The organism is Melittangium boletus DSM 14713, from assembly GCF_002305855.1.
Classification (GTDB): domain Bacteria; phylum Myxococcota; class Myxococcia; order Myxococcales; family Myxococcaceae; genus Cystobacter; species Cystobacter boletus.
Map to the genome: position 1 here is coordinate 296,174 of NZ_CP022163.1, position 25,209 is coordinate 321,382.

Annotated in this window: 12 protein-coding genes; 3 read left to right on the forward strand and 9 right to left on the reverse strand. The window is 71.9% G+C overall.

Annotation, left to right across the window (positions count from 1 at the left end; all coding sequences use genetic code 11):
- Window position 1: 1 nt before the first annotated feature.
- The 5 genes from MEBOL_RS01280 to MEBOL_RS01300 form a co-directional block, all read right to left on the reverse strand.
- Window positions 2-9,028: a type I polyketide synthase gene (locus MEBOL_RS01280; RefSeq protein WP_170115424.1), complete on the reverse strand. Its 9,027-nt coding sequence runs from the start codon at window positions 9,026-9,028 to the stop codon at window positions 2-4.
- On the reverse strand, window positions 9,025-16,698 hold the full coding sequence (locus MEBOL_RS01285; RefSeq protein WP_170115425.1) for a type I polyketide synthase: 7,674 nt from the start codon (window positions 16,696-16,698) through the stop codon (window positions 9,025-9,027). Before MEBOL_RS01285 ends, MEBOL_RS01280 begins: the two co-directional genes overlap by 4 nt.
- 356 nt (window positions 16,699-17,054) lie before the next feature.
- Window positions 17,055-18,227 (reverse strand): CaiB/BaiF CoA transferase family protein, encoded by a 1,173-nt coding sequence (locus MEBOL_RS01290; RefSeq protein WP_095975710.1) that lies wholly within the window; start codon window positions 18,225-18,227, stop codon window positions 17,055-17,057.
- Window positions 18,228-18,339: 112 nt separating this feature from the next.
- Window positions 18,340-18,666 (reverse strand): SCP2 sterol-binding domain-containing protein, encoded by a 327-nt coding sequence (locus MEBOL_RS01295; RefSeq protein WP_095975711.1) that lies wholly within the window; start codon window positions 18,664-18,666, stop codon window positions 18,340-18,342.
- Between the two features lie 93 nt (window positions 18,667-18,759).
- Window positions 18,760-19,170: a response regulator gene (locus MEBOL_RS01300; protein WP_095975712.1), complete on the reverse strand. Its 411-nt coding sequence runs from the start codon at window positions 19,168-19,170 to the stop codon at window positions 18,760-18,762.
- A 148-nt stretch (window positions 19,171-19,318) separates the two neighbouring features.
- On the opposite strand from MEBOL_RS01300, the gene MEBOL_RS01305 reads away from it, so the two are divergent.
- Together MEBOL_RS01305 and MEBOL_RS01310 are read left to right on the forward strand one after the other, a co-directional pair.
- On the forward strand, window positions 19,319-20,320 hold the full coding sequence (locus MEBOL_RS01305; RefSeq protein WP_245919346.1) for a sensor histidine kinase: 1,002 nt from the start codon (window positions 19,319-19,321) through the stop codon (window positions 20,318-20,320).
- A gap of 77 nt (window positions 20,321-20,397) precedes the next feature.
- Window positions 20,398-20,631, forward strand: a complete 234-nt coding sequence (locus MEBOL_RS01310; protein WP_095975714.1) for a twin-arginine translocase TatA/TatE family subunit — start codon at window positions 20,398-20,400, stop codon at window positions 20,629-20,631.
- A gap of 19 nt (window positions 20,632-20,650) precedes the next feature.
- On the opposite strand, the gene MEBOL_RS01315 is transcribed toward MEBOL_RS01310, so the two are convergent.
- From MEBOL_RS01315 to folE, 4 genes are all read right to left on the reverse strand, one after another.
- On the reverse strand, window positions 20,651-21,400 hold the full coding sequence (locus tag MEBOL_RS01315) for a tetratricopeptide repeat protein (RefSeq protein ID WP_095975715.1): 750 nt from the start codon (window positions 21,398-21,400) through the stop codon (window positions 20,651-20,653).
- A 130-nt stretch (window positions 21,401-21,530) separates the two neighbouring features.
- Complete coding sequence (locus MEBOL_RS01320; protein ID WP_095982502.1) at window positions 21,531-22,280, reverse strand: sigma-70 family RNA polymerase sigma factor; 750 nt, start codon at window positions 22,278-22,280, stop codon at window positions 21,531-21,533.
- Window positions 22,281-22,480: 200 nt separating this feature from the next.
- A complete protein-coding gene (locus MEBOL_RS01325) occupies window positions 22,481-23,911 on the reverse strand; it encodes an FAD-binding oxidoreductase (RefSeq protein ID WP_095975716.1) in 1,431 nt (476 codons plus the stop codon).
- Between the two features lie 46 nt (window positions 23,912-23,957).
- Window positions 23,958-24,581 carry a GTP cyclohydrolase I gene (gene folE, locus MEBOL_RS01330; RefSeq protein ID WP_095975717.1) on the reverse strand — a complete coding sequence of 208 codons (624 nt, stop codon included), beginning with the start codon at window positions 24,579-24,581 and terminating at the stop codon, window positions 23,958-23,960.
- Window positions 24,582-24,786: 205 nt separating this feature from the next.
- Here folE and MEBOL_RS01335 point away from each other — a divergent pair, with 205 nt between their 5' ends.
- Entirely contained in the window at window positions 24,787-25,146 is a 360-nt protein-coding gene (locus tag MEBOL_RS01335; RefSeq protein ID WP_170115426.1) for a hypothetical protein, read from the forward strand.
- Window positions 25,147-25,209 lie beyond the last annotated feature (63 nt).

Here is a 25,209-nt window from a genome sequence, read left to right on the forward strand (position 1 = left end):
CTCACGAGTCCTTGGCGAGATCTTCCGCCACCAGCCGCGCCAGCTCCGCGTCGGAGAGAACGTCCAGGTCCTCCGGGGGGGCCTCTTCCCTCGGGGACACCGGCACCACCGGGGCCGCCACCGTGTCGAGCTTCAACACCTCGGTGAGCAGGTGTTGTCCCAGGAAGTCGATGGTGGGGTGATCCAACGCCACCGTCGCGGGCACGGACGCCCCGAGCTGCTTCTGCAGCACGTCGCGCAGCTCGATGGCCATCAGCGAGTCCATGCCGAGCTCCGCGAACCCCTGGCGCCAGTCCACCTGGGTGGCGTCCAGCCTCAGGATTCGCGCCGCCTCGTCCTGGAGGCCTCGCGCCAGTATCCGGGCCCGCTCGTGCGGCGGGGCCTCCCGGAGCCGCTTCGCGAGCGGGGACTCGCCCCGGGGCTCGGGGACTCGCACTGGGGGCGGCACCCAGGTTCCGTAGAAGGAGCCACGGCCCAGCGCTCCCAGCGACTCCAGGTACACCGGCCACTGGATCGACATCAGCGCCACGTGAGGCGCGCCGTGCAGCAACGCCTCCTCGAACAGCTCGAGCGCCCTCCGTGTCGGAAGCGGCCGGATGCCTCGCCGCTCGAGCGCCCGCGCCACCCGGCCCTCGGGCGCCCCCACCATCCCCGTCTCCGCCCACGGGCCCCACGCCAGGGATTGCGCGGGCAGACCTTGGGCACGCCGCTCGTGCGCGAGCGCGTCTAGGAAGGCGTTCGCCGCGGCGTAGTTGCCCTGTCCCGCCGAGCCCAGCGTCGCGGACGCCGAGGAGAAGAGCACGAAGTGGTCCAGGGGCTGCCCCCGCGTGAGCCGGTGCAGGTTCCACGCGCCCGCGACCTTCGGGTCCATCACGCGCGTGAAGCGCTCGAGGTCCTGCTGCGTGAGCGCTCCGTCATCGAGCACACCCGCCGCGTGGAAGATGCCGCGCAAGGGCGGAGACTCCACGTCGATGCGCTGGAGCAATCGCGCCACCTCGTCCTCGTGGGAGACATCCACCGATTCGACCGTGACGCGGGCGCCCGCCCGTTCCAGCGCGAGCACGGCCTCCTCGGCGGCGGCCGAGGGCGCACGGCGCCCCAACAACACCAGGTGACGCGCGCCCCGCTCCACCATCCACCGCGCCAGTTCCAGGCCCAGCCCTCCGAGCCCTCCCGTGATGAGGTACGTCGCCTCGCTCTTGAATCCGACGGCGCCTCCCGGGGCGTTGGCGCTCTCCCGCAGCACCGGGTGCAGGCGTCCTCCGCGCCGGAACGCCACCTCCCGGTCCGCCGTGTCTCCTCCACCGGCCAGCTCGGCGAGCAACAGGTCGAGGCCGCCCTCCTCGTCTCCGGGATCCAGGTCCACCCGGGCACAGCGCAGTTCGGGGTGCTCCAGATCGATGACCCGGCCCAACCCCCACACCGGCGCCTGGGCGAGCGCGGTCCGAGAGGAGGAGGCGTCCACCGCCCTCGCGCCGCGCGTGACCAGCCACACGGGCGCCCACAAGCCACGCTCCACCAGGGTCTTCACCAGGTGCAGCGCGCCACCGCTCGCCGCCAGGACCGCGTGCTGCGTGGCCTCGGCGGACGCGTCCTCCGGTACCCGCGCGTCGAGCCCCGCCAGGTACACCACCCCCGCGCAACCCGCCGCGCCCAGGGGCTCGCCCAACCGCCGGGTGAGTTCTTCCGCGGAATGCACCCGCAACACCCGCGCCCCGTTCGCTTCCAACCGGCGGCCCAGCCGCTCGCCCACGCCGCCTCCGTCCATCCACAACACCCAGGGCCGGGTGACATCCAACAACGAGGGCGTCGTGCTTCGCGGGGCCTCGGGCGTCCAGACGACCTCGTAGCGGCCCTCCTCCCGACGCGCGGGCGCTCCCGCGTGCAGGGCCTCGCGGCTCGCCATCCGGCCCCGGAAACCGAGGGCTTCCGCCACCAGTCCCCGCTCATCGAAGAGGCGCAGGTCTCCTCCGATGGGCGCGTTCACTTCGTTCCGCCCTCCCTCCCGGATCCGCGCATGGCACCACACCGTGCCCTCGGGCCGGCGGTGCACGGTGAAGCGCTCCAGACTGAAGGGGATGAGCAGGGTGTCGCGCTGCTTCGACTGGAGATCCAGCGTCCAGCTCGCGAGCACCTGGAAGCACGAATCCACCAGTCCCGGATGCAGGACATGCTCCTCCAGGGAGTCCCGCAGCGACGGCAACCGCAGCTCGCCGAGGAGATCGTTCCCGCCCCTCGCCACCGAGTGGATCCACTGGTAGCCCGGCCCCAGCGTGTAGCCCTGCTCGTGCATGGCCCGGTACAGCTCGGCCCCCGCGCGACGCTCGGGGCAGCGGGCCTGGAGTTCTTCCCGGGTCAGCCAAGGCTCCGGCGGCCGTGCCTCGCCCACCCGCACCGTGCCGCTCGCGTGCAGCACCCACGTCTCCGCGCCGCTCGCTCCCCCGCCCCAGGACTTCACCTCGAAGGCGCCACCCCGCGCCGCGGGCGCGAGGATGACCTGGAGCGTGCGCTCCTCGTCCTCCGCGAGCGCCAGGGCCTGGGGGAAGGCCAGGTTCTCCAGCGTGCACACGGGCGAGCCGTGCGCATCCTGGAGCACCGAGAGCACCAGCGACACGTGCGAGGACCCCGCGGCGACCCGGGTACCGAAGAGGCGGTGGTCATCCAGGTGCACCGGGCCCGAGGGGCCATACACCGCCTCGTACACGAGCGCGTCGAGCGCCGGAGAGCGCAGCCGCCGACCGAAGTGCGGCGCCGTGTCCCGCGAGCGGCGAGACGGAGCCACCGGGAGCGGGGCCTGACTCCGCCACCAGTAGCGTTGCCGCTGGAAGGGATGGGTGGGAAGAATCACCCGGCGCCGCGCATCGGGGGCGTGGAAGGCGGGCCAGTCCACCTCCACGCCCTTCACGAACGCCTCCGCCAGCGCACGCGGCGGGAGCGCCCGGGCCACCGAGCCGGGAAGCAGGCCCTCCGGGCGATGTCCCGCGTCCACCCGTCCCGAGACGCCCCCCTCCGGCGAGGACAGGAGCGAGCGCATCGCGTCCGCCGTCCCGGCCACCCACGCCCGCCGGTACTCGAAGCGCGCCCGCCCCACCGCCGCCGTGAAGCACACGTCTCCCAGGTCCGCGCCCTCCTCCAGCATCCGCGCGTAGCGGCCCGCCAGCTCGCGCAGGGACTCCTCGCTCCGCGCCGACAACACCAGCACGTGCTCCGGCGGTTCCGAGCTCCGCGTGCGCTCGGGCAGGGACGGAGCCTCCTCCAGCACCACGTGGGCGTTCGTCCCGCTGAAGCCGAACGAGCTCACGCCCGCGATGCGACGACCCTGGGTGGGCTCCCACTCCGTCAGCGCCACCGGCACCTTCACGCCCATGCCCTTCCAGTCGATGTGCGGGTTGGGCGTCTTCAAGTGCAGATGCGCGGGCAGCTTCCGGTGTTGCAGCGCCAGCACCACCTTCATCACGCCCGCCACGCCCGCCGCCGACTCCAGGTGGCCCAGGTTCGTCTTCACCGAGCCCATCCACAGCGATGCCTCCGGCGCCCGGCCCTCCTTCAGGACGGACCACATCGCCTCCGCCTCGATGGGGTCTCCGAGCGACGTGCCCGTGCCATGCGCCTCCAGGTAGCTCACCTCCGAGGGGGCCACGCCGCCTCGCCGCAGCGCCTGCTGGATGACCTCCCGTTGCGCCAGGCCGTTGGGCACCGTGAGCCCGCTGCTCGGCCCGTCCTGGTTCACCGCCGTCCCCCGGATGATGGCCAGCACGTTCGAGCCCCGCGCCCGCGCGTCCGACAGCCGCTCGAGCACCAGCACCCCGCAGCCCTCGGCCCGAGCGAAGCCATTGGCCGATGCGTCGAACGTCTTGCACCGCCCGTCCGGCGCCAGCATCCGCGCCCTGCTCGCCGCCATCATCGGCTCGGGCGCGAGGATGAGGTTCACCCCCGCCGCGAGCGCCCGCGTGGACTCGCCCGAGCGCAGGCTCTGACACGCCAGGTGCAACGCCGTCAGCGACGACGAGCAGGCCGTGTCCACCGCCATGCTCGGGCCCTTGAAGCCAAACGTGTACGACACGCGCCCGGCCACCGCGTTGAGCGACGTGCCCGAGGCGAACCACGCATCCACCTCTTCCGGCCGCCCCTGGAGGATGACCCGGGCGTAGTCCGCCGTGGTGACGCCCACGAAGACGCCCGTGGCCGAGTCGCGCAGCGCCGTCACGTCCTGGCCCGCCCGCTCCAGCGCCTCCCATGCCACCTCCAGCATCAGCCGCTGCTGGGGATCCATGCTCTCCGCCTCGCGCGGGGAGATGCCGAAGAAGCGCGGATCGAACTGGTCCACGCCGCGCAGGAAGCCGCCCGCGCGCACGGCCATCTTCCCCGGCGTGCTCGGATCCGGGTCGTACCAGTCCTCCACCGCCCAGCGCTCCCTCGGAATCTCCGAGATGGCGTCCGTGCCGTCCCGCAGCAGCCGCCAGAAGGCCTCCGGGGTGTCCGCGCCCCCGGGCAGGCGGCACGCCATGCCGACGATGGCGATGGGCTCCTCCGAGGCCGCTTCCAGCCGGGGCTCGGGCGCGGATACCTGGGGCGCCTGGGCCTCGAGCCGCGTGGACAGGTGCTCCGTGAGCGCCCGCACGCTCGGGTAGTTGAACGCCAGGGTCGCGGGCAACGTCAGCCCCAGCGACTTCTCCAGGCTCGCCTTCAACTCCACCGCCATGATGGAGTCCAACCCCAGCTCATGGAAGCCGCGCGCGTCGTCCGACGAGGCGTCCGGCGTCACGCCGAGCGTGCGCGACACCGTCTCGAGCACCAGCGTCCGCAGGGCCTCGCGCCGGGCGGAGGGCGTGCCCGCGTCCCGCCAGGGCGCCCGTGCGGAGGCCTCCGCCGGAACGGGCTCCTTCGCGGGGGCCTCGCCCTGGGGCAGCCGCTCCAACAAGGGCCTCGGTCCCCGTGCCTCGAGCAGCGGCCGCAGGCGCTCCCACCGGACGTTCGCCACCACGGCGTTGGACACGCCCGCTCCCACGAGCCGCGCCCACCACTCGCGTCCGGACGCGCGGGCCATCGCCCCCAGGCCCACGCTCTCCAGCCATTGGCGATCCTGGGCCGTTCCCGCGCCCTCGCCCTCCCAGAGTCCCCAGTTGATGCTCGTCGCCACGAGTCCCTGGGCCCGCCGGTGCTCCGCGAGCGCGTCCAGGAAGGCATTCGCCGCCGCGTAGGCGCCCTCGCCCGCCGAGCCCCACACGGAGGCGACGGAGGAGAAGAGCACGAAGAAGTCCAACGGATCCTCGCGCGTCAGGGCGTGCAGGTTCCAGGCACCCTCCGCCTTCGGGGCCAGCACGCGCCCGAGCATGTCCGCGTCCAGCTCCCGTCCCCGCGCCTTCACGGACACCGCCGCCGCGTGGAGGACGCCGCGCAGGGGGGGCATGGTGGCCCTCATCCGCTCGAGCAACATCTCCATCGCGTCACGCCAGGACACGTCCGCCTGGGCGAGCCAGACCTCGGCGCCTTCCGCCTCCAGCTCGCGCACCGTGGCGATCCGCCCGGCCAGTTCATCTCCCCGGCCCTGGAGCTCGTCCCAGCGAGAGCGCTCGGGGAAGGCGTTCCTCGAGGTGAGCACGAGGTGCCGCGCGCCCCGCTTCACCAGCTCCCGCGCCAGCTCCAGCCCGAGCACCCCCTGCCCACCCGTGAGGAGGTAGGTGGCCTCCGCTCGCACCGTCAGGGGTTGGGACGCGGGGGGCTCCCGCTTCACGAGGCGCGCCACCGAGCGCCGCTCGCCCTCGAGCCGCACCTGGTCCTCGCCGTCCGGGGCCCGCAGCTCCTCCCAGAGCCGTTCCACGCCCACGTCGGGCCCCAGGTCGATCAATCCACCCCAATGACGAGGGCTCTCCAGCGCCAGCGTCCGACCAAGACCCCAGAGCGCCGCCTGGGAAGGCGTCTCCCGCCAGGCGCCTCGGGTGACGGCCCACAGCCGACCCTTCGCCTCCGGGGCATCCTCCAAGGCCCGCAGCAGCGCGGTCACGTCCAGGCACGCATCGCGCGCGCCCGGGCCCTCCACGCCCTCCAGGTCCAGGCCCGACAGCACCACCACGCCCGCGTACCCGGCCAACGCAGCGCCGTCCGCCGGGGGCACGCCGTCGACCTTCACGCAGGTGCCGCCCCGGGCCTCGATGTGCGCGGCGAGCCGATCCGCCACGCCGCCTCGATCCCTCAGCAACAGCCACGTACCGGGCGCGGAGTCCTTCGAGGGCACCGGACGCGGCGACGGTTGCCACTCCAGCCCGTACAGCGCGCCCGCCTCACCGCCACTCGTGGACGACGGGCTCTTCGCGGGAGCGGTCTCGGGAAGGGCCCAGTGCCGCTGACGGCGCCACGGGTAGCGAGGCAGCACCACCTTGCGACGGGCGGGCTCGGGGTCCACCTTGCGCCAATCCAGCGCATGGCCCCGGACGTACAGGTGGCCGAGCACGTCCAGCATCTGCTCCAGGTCGTCCTTGCCCTTGCGCAGCGAGGAGAGCCAACCCGGCCCCTCGCCCAGGCACGCCTTGCCCAGGCCGAGCAGCGTGGCGTTCGGGCCCACCTCCACGAAGACGTCGATGCCCAGGCCGCGCAGCGACTCCATGCCCTCGCGGAAGCGCACGGCCTCGCGGGCGTGACGGCGCCAGTAGCCCGGAGCGCCCAGTTCCGCCGAGGACACGGGCCGGCCGGTCACGTTGGACACGAGCGGTATCTGGCCCGGCGTCCGCGTCAGCCTCGCCGCCTTCGCCTCCAGGGCGTCGAGCATCGGCTCCATCAAGGGCGAGTGGAAGGCATGCGAGACGTTGAGGCGGCGCGTCGAGAGGCCCTGGGCCTCCAGGGCGGAGGTGAGACGCGCCACGGCCTCGGCCTCGCCGGACACGGTGAGCTGTCCCGGCGCGTTGTCCGCGGCGATGGAGACGCGCTCCACCTCCCGCGCGAGCAGCGGCGCCACCTGCTCGCGGGTGGCGAACACCGTGGCCATGACGCCGCCCGGAGGCAGCGCCTGCATGAGCCGCCCCCGCTCGGCGATGAGCTCCAGCGCGTCTTCCCAGGACAGGAGCCCCGCCACGCACGCGGCGGCGAACTCGCCCACGCTGTGGCCCATCACCGCGTCCGGCACCACGCCCCACGAGCGCCACAGCTCCGCCAGCGCGTACTCCAGGGCGAAGAGCGCCGGCTGGCTGTACGCCGTCTGATCGATGGGCGAGGACGCGCCCTCCTTCGGAAAGAGCACCCCCAGCAGGTCCATCCTCGGCGCGAGCCGCGCGGCACAGCGCTCCACGGCGGCCCGGAAGACCTCGGACGTCTCGAACAGGCGGCGGCCCATGCCAACGAACTGCGAGCCCTGGCCGGTGAAGAGGAAGGCCACCTTGGGCGGAGCATCCGCCGCCTTGCCGTGGGCCAGGCGCTCCGGCCGGGTCCCCCCCGAGGCGAACGCCGACAGGTGCTCGGCCAGGGCCCGCGAGGAGCCCCCCACCACGGACAGCCGGTGGGGCATGCGGGCGCGAGCGGTGTTAGCGGTGAAGCACACGTCCGCCACGTCCAGCTCCGGGTGGGCGGCGAGGTGCGTGGCCTGACGGCGAGCCAGCTCCTCCAACGCGGCCTCGCTCCGGGCGGAGAGCGTCAACAGGTGCGTGGGTCGCGGGACGGGCGGCCGCGCGGGGACGGCCGGAAGCGGAGCCTCCTCTATAATGATGTGCGCGTTCGTCCCGCTCATGCCGAAGGCGCTCACGCCCGCCAGCCGGGGCACCGCCGAGCGCTTCCACGGCTGGGACTCGGTGGGGACGAAGAAGGGCGTGTCCTCCAGGCGGATGCGGGGGTTGAGCCGGGAGAAGTTCAGGTGCTTGGGGATGGCCTCGTGCTGGAGCGCCAGGACGGCCTTCATGAGCCCGGCGATGCCCGCCGCCGCCTCCAGGTGGCCCAGGTTCGTCTTCACCGAGCCGATGGCGCACCGCGAGCCGTCCTCGCGGGGCTGGCCCATCACCTCGACCAGGGCCTCGACCTCGATGGGATCTCCCAAGGGGGTGCCAGTGCCATGGGCCTCCACGTACCCGAGCGCCGAGGGCTCCACGCGGGCATTGGCCAGGGCCTGGCGCAGCAGGGCCTGTTGGGCGAGCCCATTGGGCGCGGTGAGCCCCTGCGAGCGCCCATCCTGGTTGACGGCCGAGCCCCGGATGACGGCGAGGATGGTGTCTCCCTGGGCCGTCGCGTCCGACAGGCGCTTGAGCACCACGAGGCCACAGCCCTCGCCTCGGACGAAGCCATTGGCCCGCGCGTCGAAGGCGCTGCACCGCCCGTTGGGGGAGAGCGCCTGCATCCGCACGAGCGTGTGCGTGACGGAGGGGTCCAACACCAGGTTCACCCCGCCCGCGAGCGCCACGTCGCACTCGCCCGAGCGCAGGCTCTGGCAGGCCAGGTGCACCGCCACGAGCGACGAGGAGCACGCCGTGTCCACCGACAGGCTCGGCCCGCGCAGGCCCAGCGTGTACGAGAGGCGTCCGGGGGGAAAGCAGTGCCCGTTGCCGGTGCCGAAGTAGGCGTCGATGCGCTCGGGCTCGGCGGGCAGCAGGCGCGCGTAGTCGTCGCCCGTGAGCCCCACGAAGACGCCCGTGGGCGTGTTCATCAACCGCTCGGGATCCTGCCCCGCGTGCTCCAGCGCCTCCCAGGCCACTTCCAGGAGCAGACGCTGGCGGGGATCCAGGCTCGCGGCCTCGCGGGGAGAAATCCCGAAGAAGTCCGCGTCGAAGCCGCTCACGTCGTCCAGGTAGCCCGCCCAGCGGGAGGCATCGTCCGAGCCCATGCGGCGGGACGCCGGCTCGCGCCGGACGGCATCTCGCCCCGCGGCGAGCAGCTCCCAGAAGGCCTCGGGCGTGTCCGCGCCTCCCGGAAAACGGCACCCCATGCCCACCAGGGCGATGGGCTCGGTGCGGGCGCGCTCCAGTGAGTCGATGCGCGCCTGCATCTTCTGCATCACCAGGACGGCACGCGCCAGGCGCTGCTTGAGTTCGTCCTTCACCTCCTCGCTCACGACGCGTCCTCCCATGCCGCCAGCGCGTCATCCGCCAGCTCCAGCAGCTTGCGCTCCGAGACGTCCACGAGCGGCTGCGGCTGGGGCTCGGGGGGCGGAGGCTTGCTCTCCTTGCGGGTCCGTTCCTTCTTGGGGGCCGCCGCGCGCTCGGGCGTGGCGGCCAGCCCCAGTTGCTCCAACAGGTAGGCCGCCAGGGCCTTGAGCGTGGAGTGCGCCCACAGCAGCGTCACCGACAGCTTCAGGTCCAGCGCGGCCTCGATGCGGTTGCGCAGCTCCAGGCTCATGAGCGAGTCGAGCCCCAGGCCCCGGAAGGGGTCATGCCGGCCCACGCGCGAGGCGTCCACGCGCAGCACGTGGCACAGCCGCTCGCGCAGGTAGGCCTCCAGCAGCTCCGCCCGGGCACCCGGCGCGGCGCGCCGCAGCTCCATCAACAGGGCGGAGCGCTCCTTGCCGCCCTCCCCGCCCCGCTCCGCCGCCAGTTCCTCCCACACGCGCTGGGACGCGGCGTTGGGGAAGAACTGCAACCACTGGCGCAGGTCGAGCGACACCGCGCCCACGTTCACCGCGCCCTCCGCCAAGAGCCGCTCGAGCAGGGCCTCGCCCTGGTGCGTGGTGAAGCTCGCCATGCCCTGGTACGCGAGGCGTTCCCCCCGGTTGGCATAAGCCGCGGCGAGGCCCACCTCGGCGAAGGGGCCCCAGTTCACGCTGAGCGCCGGCAGGCCCTGCTGACGCCGGTGGTGCGCCAGCGCGTCCATGGCCGCGTTCGCCGCCGCGTAGTTGCCCTGCCCGGGCATGCCCAGGAGCGCCGACATGGAGGAGTAGAGGACGAAGAAGTCCAGCGACTCGTCCCGGGTGAGCCGGTGCAGGTTCCACGCGCCCTGCACCTTGGGCGTGAGCACTTCCCGGAAGCGCGCGGGCTCCTGCTGCTCCAGCACGCCGTCGTCGAGCACGCCCGCGCAGTGCAGCACGCCCCGGAGCCGGGGCAGCTCGCCGTGCGTGCGCCGCATCACCTCGGCGAGGCGTTCGGCGTCCGCCATGTCCACGCGCTCCACCTCCACGCGCGCGCCCTCGGCCCGCAGGGCCTCCAGCTCCTCCGAGACGGACTCCGAGGGGCCCTTGCGTCCAATCAGCACCAGGGTCCGGGCACCCCACCGCACGAGCCACCGCGCCGCCGCCAGGCCCAGTCCGCCCAGGCCTCCGGTGATGAGGTACGTGGCATCCGGGCGCACCCGGAAGCCGGGCCTCGGCGGCATGACGCGCAGCTTGGGATCCTCCAGGGTGACGACGAGCTTGCCCACGTGCTGGCCCTGCGCCATGTCGCGGAAGGCCTCGGACACCTGCGACACGGGAAAGGACTGGTGCCGCACGGGCCGCAGCACGCCGGACGCCATGCGCTCCATCACCTCGCGCAACAGCCGGGAGCACGCCGCGGGCCGCTGCTCGCGCAGTCCCACGAGATCGATCGCCGCGTAGATGAGCCGGCGGCGGAACTGCGACAAGTCCAACATCCGCCCGTCGTGGATGTCCCGGTTGCCCACCTCCAGGAAGCGTCCATCCGGGGCCAGCACCTCCATGCTCCGGGTGATGGCGTCTCCGGACAGGGAGTTGAGCACCACGTCCACGCCCTCGCCGCCCGTCACGCGCAGCACCTCGTCGGCGAAGGCCAGCGTGCGCGAGTCCATCACGTGGCGGATGCCCATGCCCCGCAGCAGCTCCCGCTTCTCGGGAGTGCCCGCGGTGGCGAGCACCTCCGCGCCCAGCACCTGGGCCACCTGGATCGCCGCGAGCCCCAGTCCACCCGCCGCCGAGTGAATGAGGATGCGCTCGCCCGGACGCAGCCGCGCCAGGTCGTTCAACCCATACCAGGCCGTCATGAAGACGCTGGGGATGGAGCTGGCCTCCTCGGCGCTCAAGCCCGGCGGCCGGCGCACCGCGAAGCGCGCGTCCGTGACGACGTGCGACGCCATGGCCGAGGGCGCGAAGGCCACCACGTCATCGCCCACCGCGAGGTGCGTCACGCCCTCGCCCACCGCCACCACGCGGCCCGCGCAGTCCAGTCCGAGCGGCAGCCCCTCCAGGGGCACGCCCGAGGGACGCCCCGAGTCCTTCATCACGTACAGGCCCATGGTCTTCATCACGTCGATGAAGTTGAGGGCCGAGGCCTCCACGGCGATCTCCACCTCGCCGGGGCCGGGACGGCGCCGCTCGGCCATGCGCACCACCACGCCGCCGAAGGAGCCCGCCGGGGGCGTCTCCACCTGGAAGCTGCGCCCCATCACCGGCAGCAGGGGCTCGTTGTGCAATTCCTTCGCGCCCGAGCGCCGCACGAGCCGCGCCGCCAGGCGGGAGCCCCCGCGCAAGGCCACCTGCTCGTCCTCCGCGCGCGCCATCAGCTCGCGGCCCAGGGCCTCCACGTCCACCAGGGCCGAGGAGGGATCCAGGTCCACGCACGTGCACTGCAACTCGGGGTGCTCATGCCCCACGGTGCGTCCGAGGCCCCAGAGCGCCGCCTGGAGCGCGCCCGTCATGGGCGTGTCCAGCACCGGCGTGGCCCCGCGAGTCACCAGCCACAGGCGCGGCGGATCCCTCCACCCCAGGCGCAGCACCTCCTGCACCAGCCGCAGCGCGCCGCCGCAGGCCCGCAGGGCCGCCTCCAACGCCCGCTCGCCCGCCACGTCCGGCTTCGGCGCGTCCAGGCCCCACAGGTACACCACGCCCGCGCAGGAGCCCTCCTCCGGGAAGCACTGGCGCAGCACGGCGCCCAGGTCCTCGCGAGAACCTGGAGCCACCGTGAAGTGCCGGGCGCTCAACCGGCGCAAGCCCGCGCCCGCCTCCACCCGGACGCACGGGGAGCCCCAGGACTCCAGCGTCTCCGCGAGCGCTCCGCCCACCCCGGACGCGTCCTGGAAGATGAGCCAGGGGGCATCGGACGGGCCCGGTTCGAGCCCCGCGGGCAGCCCCGCGCGGCGCCAGGCGAACTCGAAGAGGGAGCGATCCTGCTCGGCGCGCGCCTTTCCGTGGCGCGTGGGCAGGGCGGCCAATTCCAGCCCCTCCACGAGCACGAGCGGCAGGCCCTGCGCATCCAGGAGGATGACGTCCCCCTCCAGGAAGGCGCCCTTGCGCCAGGACTCGCGGGGAGACTGCCGCGCATGGGCCCACTCGGGCGTGCCCCGGCGCAGCACCTCGAAGCGGCGCAGCCCCACGGGGACGAAGGGCGTGTCATCCGAGGGAAGCGCCTGCAACACCATCTGGAGCGCCGCGTCGAGCATGCTCGGGTGCAGGGGCTCCCCGGCGCCCAGCGCCTCGGGCATGGACAGGCGGCCCACGGCCTCGCCCTCCAGGCGCCACACCTCCCGCACGCCCTGGAAGGCGGGGCCGTACTCCAGCCCGCGCTGCGCCATCTCCTCGTAGTGCGTCGCGCCGATGAGCACCTGGGTGGCGCGCCGTTGGAACTCCGCCACCGGGAAGGCCAGGACGGGCAGCGCGCCCACGCCCTCCGAGGAGCGCACCTGGCCGCTCGCGTGCACCGTCCACATCTCCGGGCTCCCGCCGCTCGGGCTGGGAATGAAGCTGGACACCTTGAAGGAGATGGTGCCCGTGGAGCCCACGTCCACGAGCACTTCCACCCGGCGCATGCCATCGCCGACCAGCGTCAGGGCCTCGTCGATGCGCATTTCCTCCAGGGCCCACGGCCCGGGGCCGAGCGCGGACCGCACCGCCGTCTCCACCCAGTCCAGGTACGCCGTGGTGGGGAGGATGATGGTGCCCTGCACACGGTGATCCGCGAGCCACGGCACCTGCCGCACGCCCACCTCCACGTCCCAGAAGAAGGCACCGGGGCGCAGCGAGGAGCGGCGCACGGGCCCGAGCGGCGACGCGTCCCGAGGGCTCGGGCCGCCCACTGGGAGGGCCGCCTGGGCGTCCGGTTGGAACCAGCAGTCCTGGCGCTGCCAGGGATAGTCCGGCAGCCGCACCCGGCGGCCTCCCTCCGGATGGAGCGCCTTCCACTCCACCTCGTGGCCCACGGCGTAGAGGGCGCCCAGCGTCTCCAGCAACACCTCGCGCTCGGGCTGCTCGCGCCGCAGCGAGGGCAGCACCGTGCCCTCCATGCGCAGGTGGGCGATCGTCTGCTCGATGGGGGGCAGGAGGACGGGATGGGGGCTGATCTCCACGAAGAGCGCATGGCCGGCGGTGACGAGCTTCTCCACCACCTGGGAGAGCAGCACCGGATCACGCAGGTTGCGCACCCAGTAGGCCGGCGTCATGTCCGCGCCGTCCAACAGCTGACCCGTCACCGTGGAGTACAGCGGAATGTCGCCCCGCCGCGGCGAGAGCTCCTCCAGGACGTGCAGCAGGTCCTCGCGCAGGGGATCCATCTGCGGGCTGTGCGAGGCCACGTCCACCTTCACCCGGCGGCAGTAGACCTGCCGGGCCTCGAGCGCGGCGAGCACCTGGCCGAGCGCGTGCGGCTCGCCGGAGATCACGCAGGAGCGGGGGCTGTTGCTCACGGCGACGGAGAGCCAGTCCTCCAGGCCGGAGATGGCGGCGCGCGCCTCTTCCATGGACAGCTCCACCACCGCCATGCCGCCCTGACCACTCACGCGGCGCAGGAGCAGGCTCCTCAGGCCGATGACGCGCGCCGCGTCGTCGAGGCTCAAGGCCCCGGCCACGTGCGCCGCGGCCACCTCGCCCATGCTGTGGCCCACCACCCCATCGGGGACGATGCCCCAGGAGCGCCACAGCCGCGCGAGCGCCACCTGGATGGAGAAGATGGCGGGCTGCACCTGATCCACGCGCTCCATCCACCCGGACGCGTCCGAGCCGAGCAGCTCCAGGAGGGACCAGTCCACGAAGCGGCGCAGCGCCGCGTCACACTGCTCGAGGGCCGCGCGGAACACGGGCTCCTCGGCCATGAGGCGGCGGCCCATGCCGGCCCACTGGGAGCCCTGGCCCGGGAAGACGAAGATCACCGGCTGGTGCCGTCCATCCGCGTGGCGCGTGGCGGAGAGGCCCGGGGGCAGCTCCCCGCGCAGGAAGGCACCCAACCCCTCGCGCACCTCGCTCAGGGTGCGGGCCCGGAGCGCCAGGCGGTAGTGCAGGTGGCCGCGGTGCACGGCGGCCGAGTAGCAGACGTCATGCAGGGAGAAGGGGCGCTCGCGCAGGCGCGCGAGCAACAGGGCCGCGCCGCGCGAGAGCGCCTCGGGTGTCTGCGCGGACAGGGTCAGCAGCTCCGCGCGCCCGGAGGTGGGCTCGGGACGCGGCTCCACGGGCCGCTCCGCCCCGGGAGGCGCGGCCACGACCAGCTCGGGCGGGGGCATCGCCGCCCAGCGCACCGACACGCCCCGGGCGAAGAGGGCCCCGAGCGCATCCATCAGCGCGGCACGAGGCTCGTCGCGCCGCAGCGAGCCCACCACCACGCCCGGGCGCGCGGCCTTGCGCAACAACTGCTCCACCGGACGGCACAGCACCGGGTGGGGGCTCAGCTCCACGAAGGTGTCCAGGCCCTCGGCCACCAGCCGCTCGGTGGCCTGGGCGAAGCGCACGGGCTGGCGCAGGGTGCGGCAGCGCGCGTCCCCGGTGCGGCCCTCCGCTCCCTGCTCACGCGCCACGGTGGACACCCAGCTCGGGCCGCCCTCACGGGCCCATAGCCGCTCCTGGGCCGCCTCCAGCTCATCGCGCAGGGGCTCCCACTGCCGCAGGCGGCTCGCGCGGTACACCTTCCACACGGCGTCGGAGGCCTCCATCCCCCCGGCGATGCACGCCGCGGCCACCTCGCCCACGCCATGGCCCAGCACCACCTCGGGCTCCACGCCCCAGGAGCGCCACAGCGCCGCGAGGCCGAGCTGCACCGCGAACGTGAGCGGTTCCGCGGCGTCCTCGTCGGCCAACATCCGCGCGTTCGGCTCGCACACCGCCTCCACCAGGGACCAGCCCGCCAGCGGCATGAAGGTCTTGTCCAGGCTCTCCAGGCGCGCGCGGAACACGGGCTCGGTGGCGAACAGCTCCCGGCCCATGGCGGGCCACTCCGAGCCCTGGGGCGCGCACACGAAGACCAGGCGCGGCGGCCCCTCCGGCTCTCCGGTGAAGAGGCCCGCGCGGCGCTTGCCCTGGCGCAGGCTCTTGAGCAGCGCGACCAGCTCCGAGCGGGTGCGGAAGCTCAGCGCCGCGCGATGGCCGCCCGGGCCCACGCCCAGGGCCCAGGTGCGGCACAGGTCGCGCACGCTCACGGGCTCCTCGCCGTGCAGCACCAGCTCCTCGGCGCGGGCCGCCTGGGCGAGCAGTTCTCCGGCGCTGTCGGCCGCCAGCACCAGCAACTCCTCGCTCCCCAGCGGCGCTTCCTCGAGCACCACATGGGCATTGGTGCCACCCCATCCGAAAGCGCTCACTCCGGCCGTCGCGGGCCCGTCCTCCACGGGCCAGGGCAACAACCGCCGCGGCAGGCTCAGGCGCAGCTCGCTGAAGGGAATGCGCGGATTGGGCTCGCCGTGCAGGAAGTGCGGCGGCACCAGCCGGTGCGACAGCGCGAGCGCCACCTTGATGACGCCGGCGATGCCCGCGGCGCCCTCCAGGTGGCCGATGTGAGACTTCACCGAGCCGATGTAGAGCGGCCGGTCGATGGCCCGCCCCTCGCCGAGCGCCGCGCCCAGGGCGCTGGCCTCGGTGGGATCTCCCAGGGCGGTGCCCGTGCCGTGCGTCTCCACGTAGTGCACGCGCTGGGCGGGCACCCCCGAGCGCGCATAGGCCTCGCGCAGGAGCGCCGCCTGGCCGGGCACGCTCGGCGCGGTGAGCCCGTTGCCCAGGCCGTTGTTGTTCACCGCGCTGCCGCGGATGACACAGTAGATGCGCGCGCCCGCGGCGAGCGCCGCCGACAGCGGCTGGAGCACCACGAGCCCCGCGCCCTCGCCCCGTCCGAAACCATCCGCCCCCGCGGCGAACGCCTTGCTGCGCCCGTCCGGCGACAGCCCGCCGAACTTGGACAGGAGCACGTTCGCCTCGGGGGAGAAGATCAGGTTGACCCCGCCCACCAACGCGAGCCGGCTCTCCCCCGAGCGCAGGCTCTGGCAGGCCAGGTGCACCGCCACGAGCGACGAGGAGCACGCCGTGTCCACGGTGAGGCTCGGCCCCTTGAGTCCGAGCACATAGGACAAGCGGTTGGCCACGATGTTGAGCGACTGGCCCGTGGCGCTGTGCAGCGTCACCGCCGCGCGCTCGCGCAGGTGCCGGTCCGCGTAGTCGTGCCAGATGGCGCCCATGAACACGCCGGTGCGGCTGCCCTTGAGACTCGCGGGCGGCAGGCCCGCGTCCTCCAGCGCCTCCCACGCCACCTCCAGCATCAAGCGCTGCTGCGGATCCATCTCCGCGGCCTCGCGCGGGGAGATGCCGAAGAAGAGCGGATCGAACCCGCTCACCCCGTCCAGGAAGTAGCCATGGCGCGTGTTCATCCGCCCGGGCGATTGGGGATCCGCGTCATACCAGACGCGCGAGTCCCAACGCTCCGCGGGCACCTCGCGCAGCAGATCCTCCTGATGGCAGAGCAGCCGCCAGAAGGACTCCGCGTCCGGCGCACCGGGAAAACGGCACGCCAGGCCCACCACGGCCAGGGGCTCGCGCGAGTGCTCCTGCCGCGCGGCGCCCTCTTCCAAGGCCTCCTCTTCCAATTGCAGTCTCATGGAAGAGTTGGAACCAGACCCCAGCGGATTGTCACTCCCCGTCATATGTCGCCTTCCTCTATCCCTATCGAGGCACCACCCCGCCGGGTGGCCCTCAATGGCTTGCGCCCTTCACCGGTTTCGCTGCTCTCGGGCCTCGGCACCGGCAACCCCTTTTCCCTGGACAGTCCCCCCGGAAACGTCCCGCTCCCCCACCCTCGCATCACGCCCATCGACCCGAGGAGAGAACGCCCAAAATCGCATGTCTTGCATTGCGTGGGGAGCGGGTAAAGGCAGACCCCCATCGTCGAGGGAGAGATCCCGATTTCCGGACGTGTGGAGCCTCGTGGGGTGGGTCAACCTATTCCAGACATGACCTACTTCACGAGTTTTTCAATCTCTTCGCGATTGAAGCCCGCCTCGGCCAGGATCTCCTGGGAGTGCTGACCCAGCGAGGGAGGCGCGCGAGGAGTCACATCGCCCAGACGCAGGGGCGTGCGCAGGTGGGTCAGCTTGCGCCCGGATGGGGTGTCCTCGGACTCCATGAAGAGACCGCGTGCGCGCAGTTGTGCGTCCGCGAGCACCTCGTCCCCTTCGAGTACGGGCTCGACACACACGTCCCGACCCGCGAAGAGCGACGTCCAGTGCGAGAGCGGATGTTGGGCGATGAGGTGCGTGAGCTCCGCCTTCACGCGCGCGGCGCCACCGTCCAACGCATAGGCCTCGTCGAGCCATTCCGGGTGTCCCAGTGCCTCGCACACTCCGGCGAAGAACTTCGGCTCCAGCGCGCCCACGGCGAGCGCGCGGCCATCCTGGGTGCGGTACACGCCGTAGCACGGCAAGCCCCCGTTGAGCGCTTCCTCGCCGCGGCGCAGGGGCGTCCCCGCCTCGCCCATGAACAGGCGCGCGGCCAGGTGCATGTGGAGGAAGGCCGTGGCGCCATCCGTCATGGAGATGTCCACGAAGCGGCCCTGGCCCGTGCGCTCGCGCTCGTACAGCGCCGCGAGCAGGCCCACGAGCGCGAAGAGACTGCCTCCGCCGATGTCCCCCAGCTGGACGCCCGGAAAGGCGGGCGCGCCACCGGCCTCGCCGCCGTAGCCGAGCACGCCCGCGCGCGCCACGTAGTTGAGATCATGCCCCGCCCGGAGCCGATCCGGCCCCGTCTGGCCGTAGCCGCTGATGGCGCAGTAGATGAGGCGCGGGTGGCGCGCGTGCAGCGTGCTCCAGCCCAGCCCCAACCGGTCCATGACGCCCGGCCGGAAGCTCTCCACCAGCATGTCGTAGCCCCCCACCAGGCGCAGCAGGGCGTCGCGGCCCTCGGGGGACTTGAGGTCGAGCACCACGGAGCGCTTGTTGCGGTTGAGCCCGTGGTGCAGCGCGCTCTCGCCCTCCCGGAAGGGCGGCATGTGGCGCACGGGATCTCCCCCGGAGGGCTCCTCCACCCGGTCCACCGAGGCGCCCAGGTCGGCGAGCACCAGCGTGGCGTAGGGGCCCGGCAGCAGGCGGGAGAGATCCAGGACCTTGAGTCCAGCGAGGGGGAGCGAGTTCATGGGAGCGGGGGCAAACTCGGGGGTGGGGCAAAAAAGAAGCGGCGCGGCTCCCAACAGGAGCACGCGCCGCCCGTGGAACACCGCGCCCGGGGGGACGCGGCTCCGGTGTACTCTAGCCCAGCAGCTTGCCCAGCTTCATGGCCAGGCCCATGTCCATCGGCTTGAACTTGAGCTTGCCCTGCATGGCCGCCATCTGCGCGTTGAGCTTCTTCTCGCGGATCTTCACGAAGTCGTCGTTGGACATGTAGACGGTCATCTTGGAGGCACCGTTGATGCCCTCGGACACCCAGCCCTCGGCCTTGGTGAGGTCCAGCGTCCACTTGCCGCCGCCCTCGCCGCTCACGTCAAAGTGGATGACCGCGTTGATGTCCTTGGCCAGCTCCGGCTTCTCCGTGAGGATCTTCGGGATGTCGGTCTCGAGAATGTCCTTCGACGTCATGGCTCGCTCCGTGAGGTGATTGATTACTGAATCAATGCCGGGCGGGACCGTAATGACGCCGCCCGTACAGGTCAAGCCATCAGACGCGGGGGCTCAGCGCTGGGAGTTCACCAGTGACTGGTGGACCATCTTGAGCAGATCCGTGAGCTCGAAGGGCTTGGCCAGGTGTCCCACGGCGCCGATGTCCGAGGCCTTGCTGCCCACGTTGCGGTCCGCGCTCAGCACGATGATGGGGATGTGGGCCACGCTGGACTTCTGGCGCATGCGCTGGGCGAACTCCCAGCCGTCCATCACCGGCATCATCAGATCCAGGAGGATGAGCCGGGGAGGATCCGGCTCGAGCCGCTCCAGGGCCTCCTTGCCATTGCGCGCGCGACGGATCTCGAAGCCCTCGGCCTCGAGGATCTCCGAGAGGGCCTCGAGGATGTCGGGATCGTCATCCACGACGAGCACGACGGGGCCAGGTGGGGGCTGATGGTTGGCGGAAGACAGATTCTTCTCCATGAAGTAGCGCGCGGACTCGATTTTCCCTCAAGGCGCGTCAAGGTGCGGGAGAAATCCACCGGTCCGTGGTGGGGCCTCCTAGCCCCGTTGCAAAATCGACAGTGGCGACCCACTCTTGCATTGACCCATGGACCAGGAGACGGCAGGCGTGAAGGGCGAGCTCGACAGACAGCGGGCGGAGGATGACAGCGAGCCGGGCTTCGCCATTCTCTCGCGGCGGGGGCACTTGCGCGAGCTGGACGGCCGGCTGAGGAGCTGGCTGGGGTGCGAGCGGCTGCCGGAGTCCGTGGAGTCGATCGCGGAGCTGCTCGAGGGCGCGGGTTTCCAGCCGCGCGGGAGCGGGGACCTCTGGGAGCGCCAGGGCCAGGTGCTGCGCGTGGGCGAGCGGCCCATGGACGATGGCGCCCGGTTGGTGTGGATGCAGCGCATGGACGACGCGGGCACTCGCATCCAGCGGCGCATCCGCTACCTGGGGCTCGCGTCGCATGACCTGCGGGGCTCGCTCGCCAACGTGCGCTCCTACGCCGCGCTGCTGCTCAACGGGCGGATTCCCCTGGAGGCCAAGGCCCGGCGCGGGCTGGAGACCATCCTGCGCAACACCGACAAGGCGCTGTCCTTCGCGCAGGATTTCTTCGATGCGAGCCGGGCCGACCTGGGCATGCTCGCGTGCGAGCGGGAGCGGCAATCCCTGGAGCCCCTGTTGGCGGCCGCGGTGGAGCGGCACCTGGAACTCGCGGGAGGCGCGAGCGTGGCGCTCGGACTGGAGCTGCCCGAGCGCCCTCTCCCCGAGGTGGAGGTGGATGGAGGCCGGGTACAGCACGCCGTGGAGGCCTTCATCCGCCACCATCTGCTCCGGGCCCAGGCGGGAGAACAACTCCGGGTGAGGGTGTTGCCCGAGGGCGCCTGGGTGCGGGTGGAGGTCCGGCGCGACGGCATCCCCCTGACGCAGGCGGAGATGGCCCTCGCCTTCGCGCGCGAGGAGCGTGCCTTCCAGGAGAAGAAGCTCGAGGACGCGCTGCGCCTGACACTCGCGCGGCAGGAAGTGGAGGCCCTGGGCGGCGCCGTGGACGTGAGCTCGGACGCGGGCGGCACCACGCTTTCGCTCACCCTGCCCATCGCGCTCGCTAACTCCGCGAGCGTCCAGGTCTGACCTTCCGCGTGTCGTCGCGCTGGCGATGAGGGAGCGCTGGGGCTATCCTGGGCCGCGTCTTTTCCAAGGAGCCCTCGATGGGTCTGAAGCCGATGGAGATTGTGTTGATCATGGGGGTGCTGCTCCTCCTCTTCGGGGGCTCGCGCTTGCCACAGCTCGGCTCTTCCCTGGGGAGCGCCATCCGCAACTTCAAGCGCAGCTTCAGCACCGAGGACGCGCCCGCCGACGAGAAGAAGCCGGTGGCGACGCTGGCCAACGGCGGCGGCGTGGACAAGGACGTCAGCGCCCGCAGCACCACCCAGCAGAGCTGATCGGGCGTCGCCGTTCGGGCTACTTGAGTTCCTCGTCGATGTCGGCCTTGACCTTCTTCGCCTCGGCCTGGGAGCGCAGGGCCTCGGGCGGATCGTAGTCCGTGCTCCCCTGGAGCGCCTTGTTCACGGCCTCGAGCGCGGCCTTCGCGTCCCCATCCTTGAGCCGCGTCTCGGCCAGGTACGTCCAGGCGCGCAGGTTCTCCGGGTGCGCGGCGAGCACCTTGTCGTACAGGGCGGCGGACTTCTTCAAATCCCGCTTGGGCCAGGGCAGCTCGAAGAAGTAGCGCCCCTTGGCGATGAGGGGGGCGCCCCGATCGAACTGGGGATCGATCTTGATCGCGGTGTCCAGGCGCTCGTTGAACTTGCTCTCAAGCCCCTCGCCCAGGGCCTTCATGATGCCCACCGCCTGCGAGTAGGCGCCCACGCCCGCGGCGGCGAAGTAGTGTCCCTCGACGCGAGCCGGCGCCAGCTTGCGCGCCTGGTCGGCCACTTCCCAGGCCTGCTTGCCCAGACTCTTCTTGAGCTTGGGGTTGTTGCCCGCGCCGTCCGCCTGCCACTGGATGAGCCGGGCCTTGCGCCACAGCAGCTCGTAATCCTCCGGCGAGGCCTCCAAGGCCTTCTTCAACGCGTCTTCCTGCTCCTTCACCGCGGCGGGATCTCCGCGCCGCTTGTTCAGCGCATCCAGCGAGGACAGCTCTTCGGGGGTCGCGGCCAGGACGGGCGGGGCCACCAGCACGGCGAGGGCGAGGGCGAGGCGGAGTGGGCGCATACGCGGCGTGTTAGCACGCGATTTCCGGCCCCCGCAACGGCACCTGGATACGAGAAGGCGGCGCCCCAGGCGCGCGAACGCACCTCAGGCACCGCCTTGATGGATGGAGGACATGGGAGGCGTCCTCGCGCTAGGCGGCGTCCGCCGACGAGGACACCGGCCCCTCTTCATCCTGGTTGAAGGCCGCCAGGTAGCGCTCGAGGAAGTTCTTCGTCTTGAGCTCCACCTGCCGCACGCGCTCGCGCGAGACGCCCCAGCGCTGGCCCAGCTCCTCCAGCGTGCGCGGCTTGTCCTGCGTGAGCCGCTCCTGGAGGATGTCCCAGCCCAGGTCGCCAATGCGCTTGCGCACCTTGGCCAGCGCCTCCTGAACCTCGCCGTCCTGCTCGCGCGACAGGAAGATGGCCTGGGGCGAGGGCCCCCCATCCTCCAGCCGATCCAGGAACGTCGTCTCGCCGTCCTCGTCGATGCTCGCGTCGAGCGAGAAGTCCGTCATGCTGCCGCGCTCGGACTCGCCGCCGCGCACCTGGCTGCGGTTGTCCTTGAGGTAGCGCGTGATGTAGGCGCGGATCCACCACACCGCATAGGTGGCGAAGCGCACGTTCTTCTTCGGATCGAAGTGCTCGATGGCCTTCATCAGGCCCACGTTGCCTTCCTGGATGAGGTCATCCAGGCGGGCGCCGCGGTTGGCGAACTTCTTGGCCACCGCCACCACGAACGCCAGGTTGGACGCGGCGAGCGTCTGCCGCGCCGCCTCGTCTCCCCTGCGGGCCCGGCCCGCCAGTTCGTATTCCTGCTCCCGGGTCAACTGAGAGTGATCCCCGAGGTGACGCAGGTAATGAGAAAGACCCTCGGCTCCGTACTTCATCGTCCTGGTCGCCATGTTCTCGCGTCCTCCGTAGTCGTTCGAATCGGACGCGCTCGCCCCCTTTTCCGCGTCCACACACAAATAGGACGCACTGAGGCCTAAATGGTTTCTCGGTTCCGCACCGAGGGGTATTCGCCCTGCTTACCCTGTCTACAAGCGGGCCCCGGTTGGACCCCACGGGGCGAAATCCCGGCGAGCACGCGTTCCCAACAAGACTAGGAACGCCTGGAGGCGGGAAAGATCTTCTCTGGGTTGAGCAATCCCTGGGGATCGAAAAAGAGTTTCAGGTTGCGCTGGAACTCCAGCAATCCCTCGGATTGCTCCAGTGCCAGATATTCCCGCTTGGCATGGCCCACGCCGTGCTCGCCCGTGATGGTGCCGCCCACCGAGACGGTGATTTCCAACATTCTCTGAATGCCACGCTCCACCAGGGCCCGCTGGTGCGGCCCGTCATAGAGGAGGTTGGCGTGCAGGTTGCCATCCCCCGCGTGACCATATGTGGCCACCAGGAGACCCAGCTCCTCGCCCATCGCCTTGAGGGCCCGGATGACCTCGGGGATGCGGGAGCGGGGAACCGCGATGTCCTCGGAAATCTTGTGGGGCTTGAGGGCCCGGAGGGCGGGCGACACCTGGCGGCGGGCCGCCCAGAGCTTCTCCCGTTGAGACTCGTCCTGCGCCACCAGCACCTCGCTGGCGCCGTGCCGCTCACACACCTCGCCGAGCTGCACCAGCTCCGCGAACACGCCCTCCTCCCCATGTCCGTCCACCTCGATGATGACGGCCGAGCCCGCCCCCGGGGGAAAAGCGAAGCCCCGGTTCCTCACGGCCCGCAGCGCCGTGTCGTCGATGAGCTCCAGGGTGCGAGGGAGGATGCCGGCCGCCAGCACGGCGGTGATGGCGCGCGCGGCGGTGTGCACCGAGTCGAACACCGCCAGGGCCGTCTTCACGTGACGAGGCAGGGGCAGGAGCTGGACGGTGATCTCCGTGGCCACCCCGAGCGTGCCCTCGGAGCCCACGAACAGGCCCACCAGATCGTATCCGGCCACGCCCTTGAGCGTGCGGCGGCCCACGCGCAGCACCTCGCCCGAGGGCAACACCCATTCCAGACCGATGACGTAGTCCCGGGTGACGCCGTACTTGAGCGCCCGGGGGCCGCCGGCGTTCTCCGCCACGTTGCCCCCCATCGTGCACATCTCCCAGGAGTTCGGATCCGGCGGATAGAAGAGGCCCTGGGCCTCCACCGCCTTCATCAAGTCTCCTGTGATGACGCCGGGCTGGAGCACGGCCGTGAGGTCCTCCGCCGACACGGAGAGGATGCGATTCATCCGTTCCAGGCTCACCGACACCCCCCCGCGCAGGGGCAGCGAGCCACCGCTCTTGCCACTGCGTGCGCCACAGGGCGTGAAGGGCACGCCGAGCGCCTGGCACGTGCGGAAGACCGCGGAGACCTGGGCGGTGTCCTCGGGAAAGACCACGAGGTCCGGGGGGTACACGCCCGAGTCCGACTCATCCCGGGCATAGCGCTCCCGCGTGGCGTCGTCGCGGCGCACCTGCCCCGCGGAGAGCACGTCCACCAGGGCGGCGTGCGCGCGCTCCACCAGCGAGGGGTCGGGTCTCGGAAAGGTCCGCTCGGCGGGCAGGCTCATCGGGGCTTCTCCACAGCGAGTCATGTAACGGGCGGGCGAGCGGACGTCAGCGGCGCGGCAGGGCCAGCCGTGCCCACAATTCCCGACGCAGGGGACCCTCCCGCCGCAAACGGCCCTCGTAGGCCTCCGCGTGCGTCAGGGCCTCGCGCTGACGAGGGCCCCGGACGCGCAGGCACGCCTGCTCCGCCTCGATGATGCAGGCGGTGGCGGGACTGCCGAGCACGCGCGCCAGGGCACGTGCCACCTCGCGCGCCAGGTCCTCCTGGAGGATGAGCCGGTGCGCGAAACAATCCACCAGTTCCCCCAACCGGCCAAAGCCCGTCACCTTCTTCGTCGGCACGTAGGCCACGTGGGCCCGGCCCTCGAAGGGCAGCAGGTGGTGCGGACACATGGAGGTGAAGCGCAGATCCGTCACCAGCACCAGCTCTCCCGAGGAGTTCGCGGGCGCGGGGAAGAGCTCTCCGAGCGCTTCCTCGGGAGTACGGGCGTACCCGTCCAGGAACTCCGTGGCCCAGGCCTCGGCCACCCGCTCCGGCGTCTGCACGAGATTGGGATCCGCCGCCAGGTCCAAGCCCGCCGCGCGGAGGAAGTCCTGGATGGCCGCGGCCATGGCGGCCCGGTCCGGCTTCGGGGCGCGGGGTGCTTCACGAGTGACTCGGCGATTTCCCACGAACGCGGCTCCTTGGACGAAGATGGGGCGAAGATGCGAGGAGGCGCAACCTACTGCGAAGCCCTCGCCGGATCTCCAGGAAGACGCCTCGCTTGACACCCCCCAGGGGCGTCAGTAGAGCGATCCCGTAGCCTCTCCCCGTCCGATGCGCTTCCGAGCCCACATCACAGGTCGTCTCATCGCACCCCTCCTGGTGGTGCTGTGGATGGTCCAGTCGCTCATCGCACTCAACCACTCGCGGGAGCATACCCACCGCTACTGCCCGGCCCACTCGGCCTTCGAGGAAGCGCCGGCCAGCCAGGGCATGGCGAGCGCCGTGCGCTCCCTCGAGGGCCCGGCCGTGGAGAACCCCTCGGGCGCGTCGGCGGAAGCATCCGGCCACGAGGCGTGCCCCTATCTGTCCTTCAGCGAGCGCAAGGCGGTGCTCGGGGGAGGACCCCGCGCGCTCCCGCTCCTCGTGGTGCGTCATCGGGAGGACCCTCCGGCTCCGGCGCCCACCCGGGCCCTGTCACCGCTGTCCGTCCTCGACACCGCCCCCAAGGCCTCTCCTCCGGCGCGCGTCTGACGCCGTCGAAGCGAAGTCATTGGGTCGACGTCCGCGCCCTCGCGTGACGCCCGGTTCGAGGAG

What these genes read in the sequence shown, in the direction of transcription:
- MEBOL_RS01285 (WP_170115425.1), bottom strand. Translation starts at nt 16,698, where the DNA reads ATGAGACTGCAATTGGAAGAGGAGGCCTTGGAAGAGGGCGCCGCGCGG.
- MEBOL_RS01290 (WP_095975710.1), bottom strand. Translation starts at nt 18,227, where the DNA reads ATGAACTCGCTCCCCCTCGCTGGACTCAAGGTCCTGGATCTCTCCCGC.
- MEBOL_RS01295 (WP_095975711.1), bottom strand. Translation starts at nt 18,666, where the DNA reads ATGACGTCGAAGGACATTCTCGAGACCGACATCCCGAAGATCCTCACG.
- MEBOL_RS01300 (WP_095975712.1), bottom strand. Translation starts at nt 19,170, where the DNA reads ATGGAGAAGAATCTGTCTTCCGCCAACCATCAGCCCCCACCTGGCCCC.
- MEBOL_RS01310 (WP_095975714.1), top strand. Translation starts at nt 20,398, where the DNA reads ATGGGTCTGAAGCCGATGGAGATTGTGTTGATCATGGGGGTGCTGCTC.
- MEBOL_RS01315 (WP_095975715.1), bottom strand. Translation starts at nt 21,400, where the DNA reads ATGCGCCCACTCCGCCTCGCCCTCGCCCTCGCCGTGCTGGTGGCCCCG.
- MEBOL_RS01320 (WP_095982502.1), bottom strand. Translation starts at nt 22,280, where the DNA reads ATGGCGACCAGGACGATGAAGTACGGAGCCGAGGGTCTTTCTCATTAC.
- MEBOL_RS01325 (WP_095975716.1), bottom strand. Translation starts at nt 23,911, where the DNA reads ATGAGCCTGCCCGCCGAGCGGACCTTTCCGAGACCCGACCCCTCGCTG.
- MEBOL_RS01335 (WP_170115426.1), top strand. Translation starts at nt 24,787, where the DNA reads ATGGTCCAGTCGCTCATCGCACTCAACCACTCGCGGGAGCATACCCAC.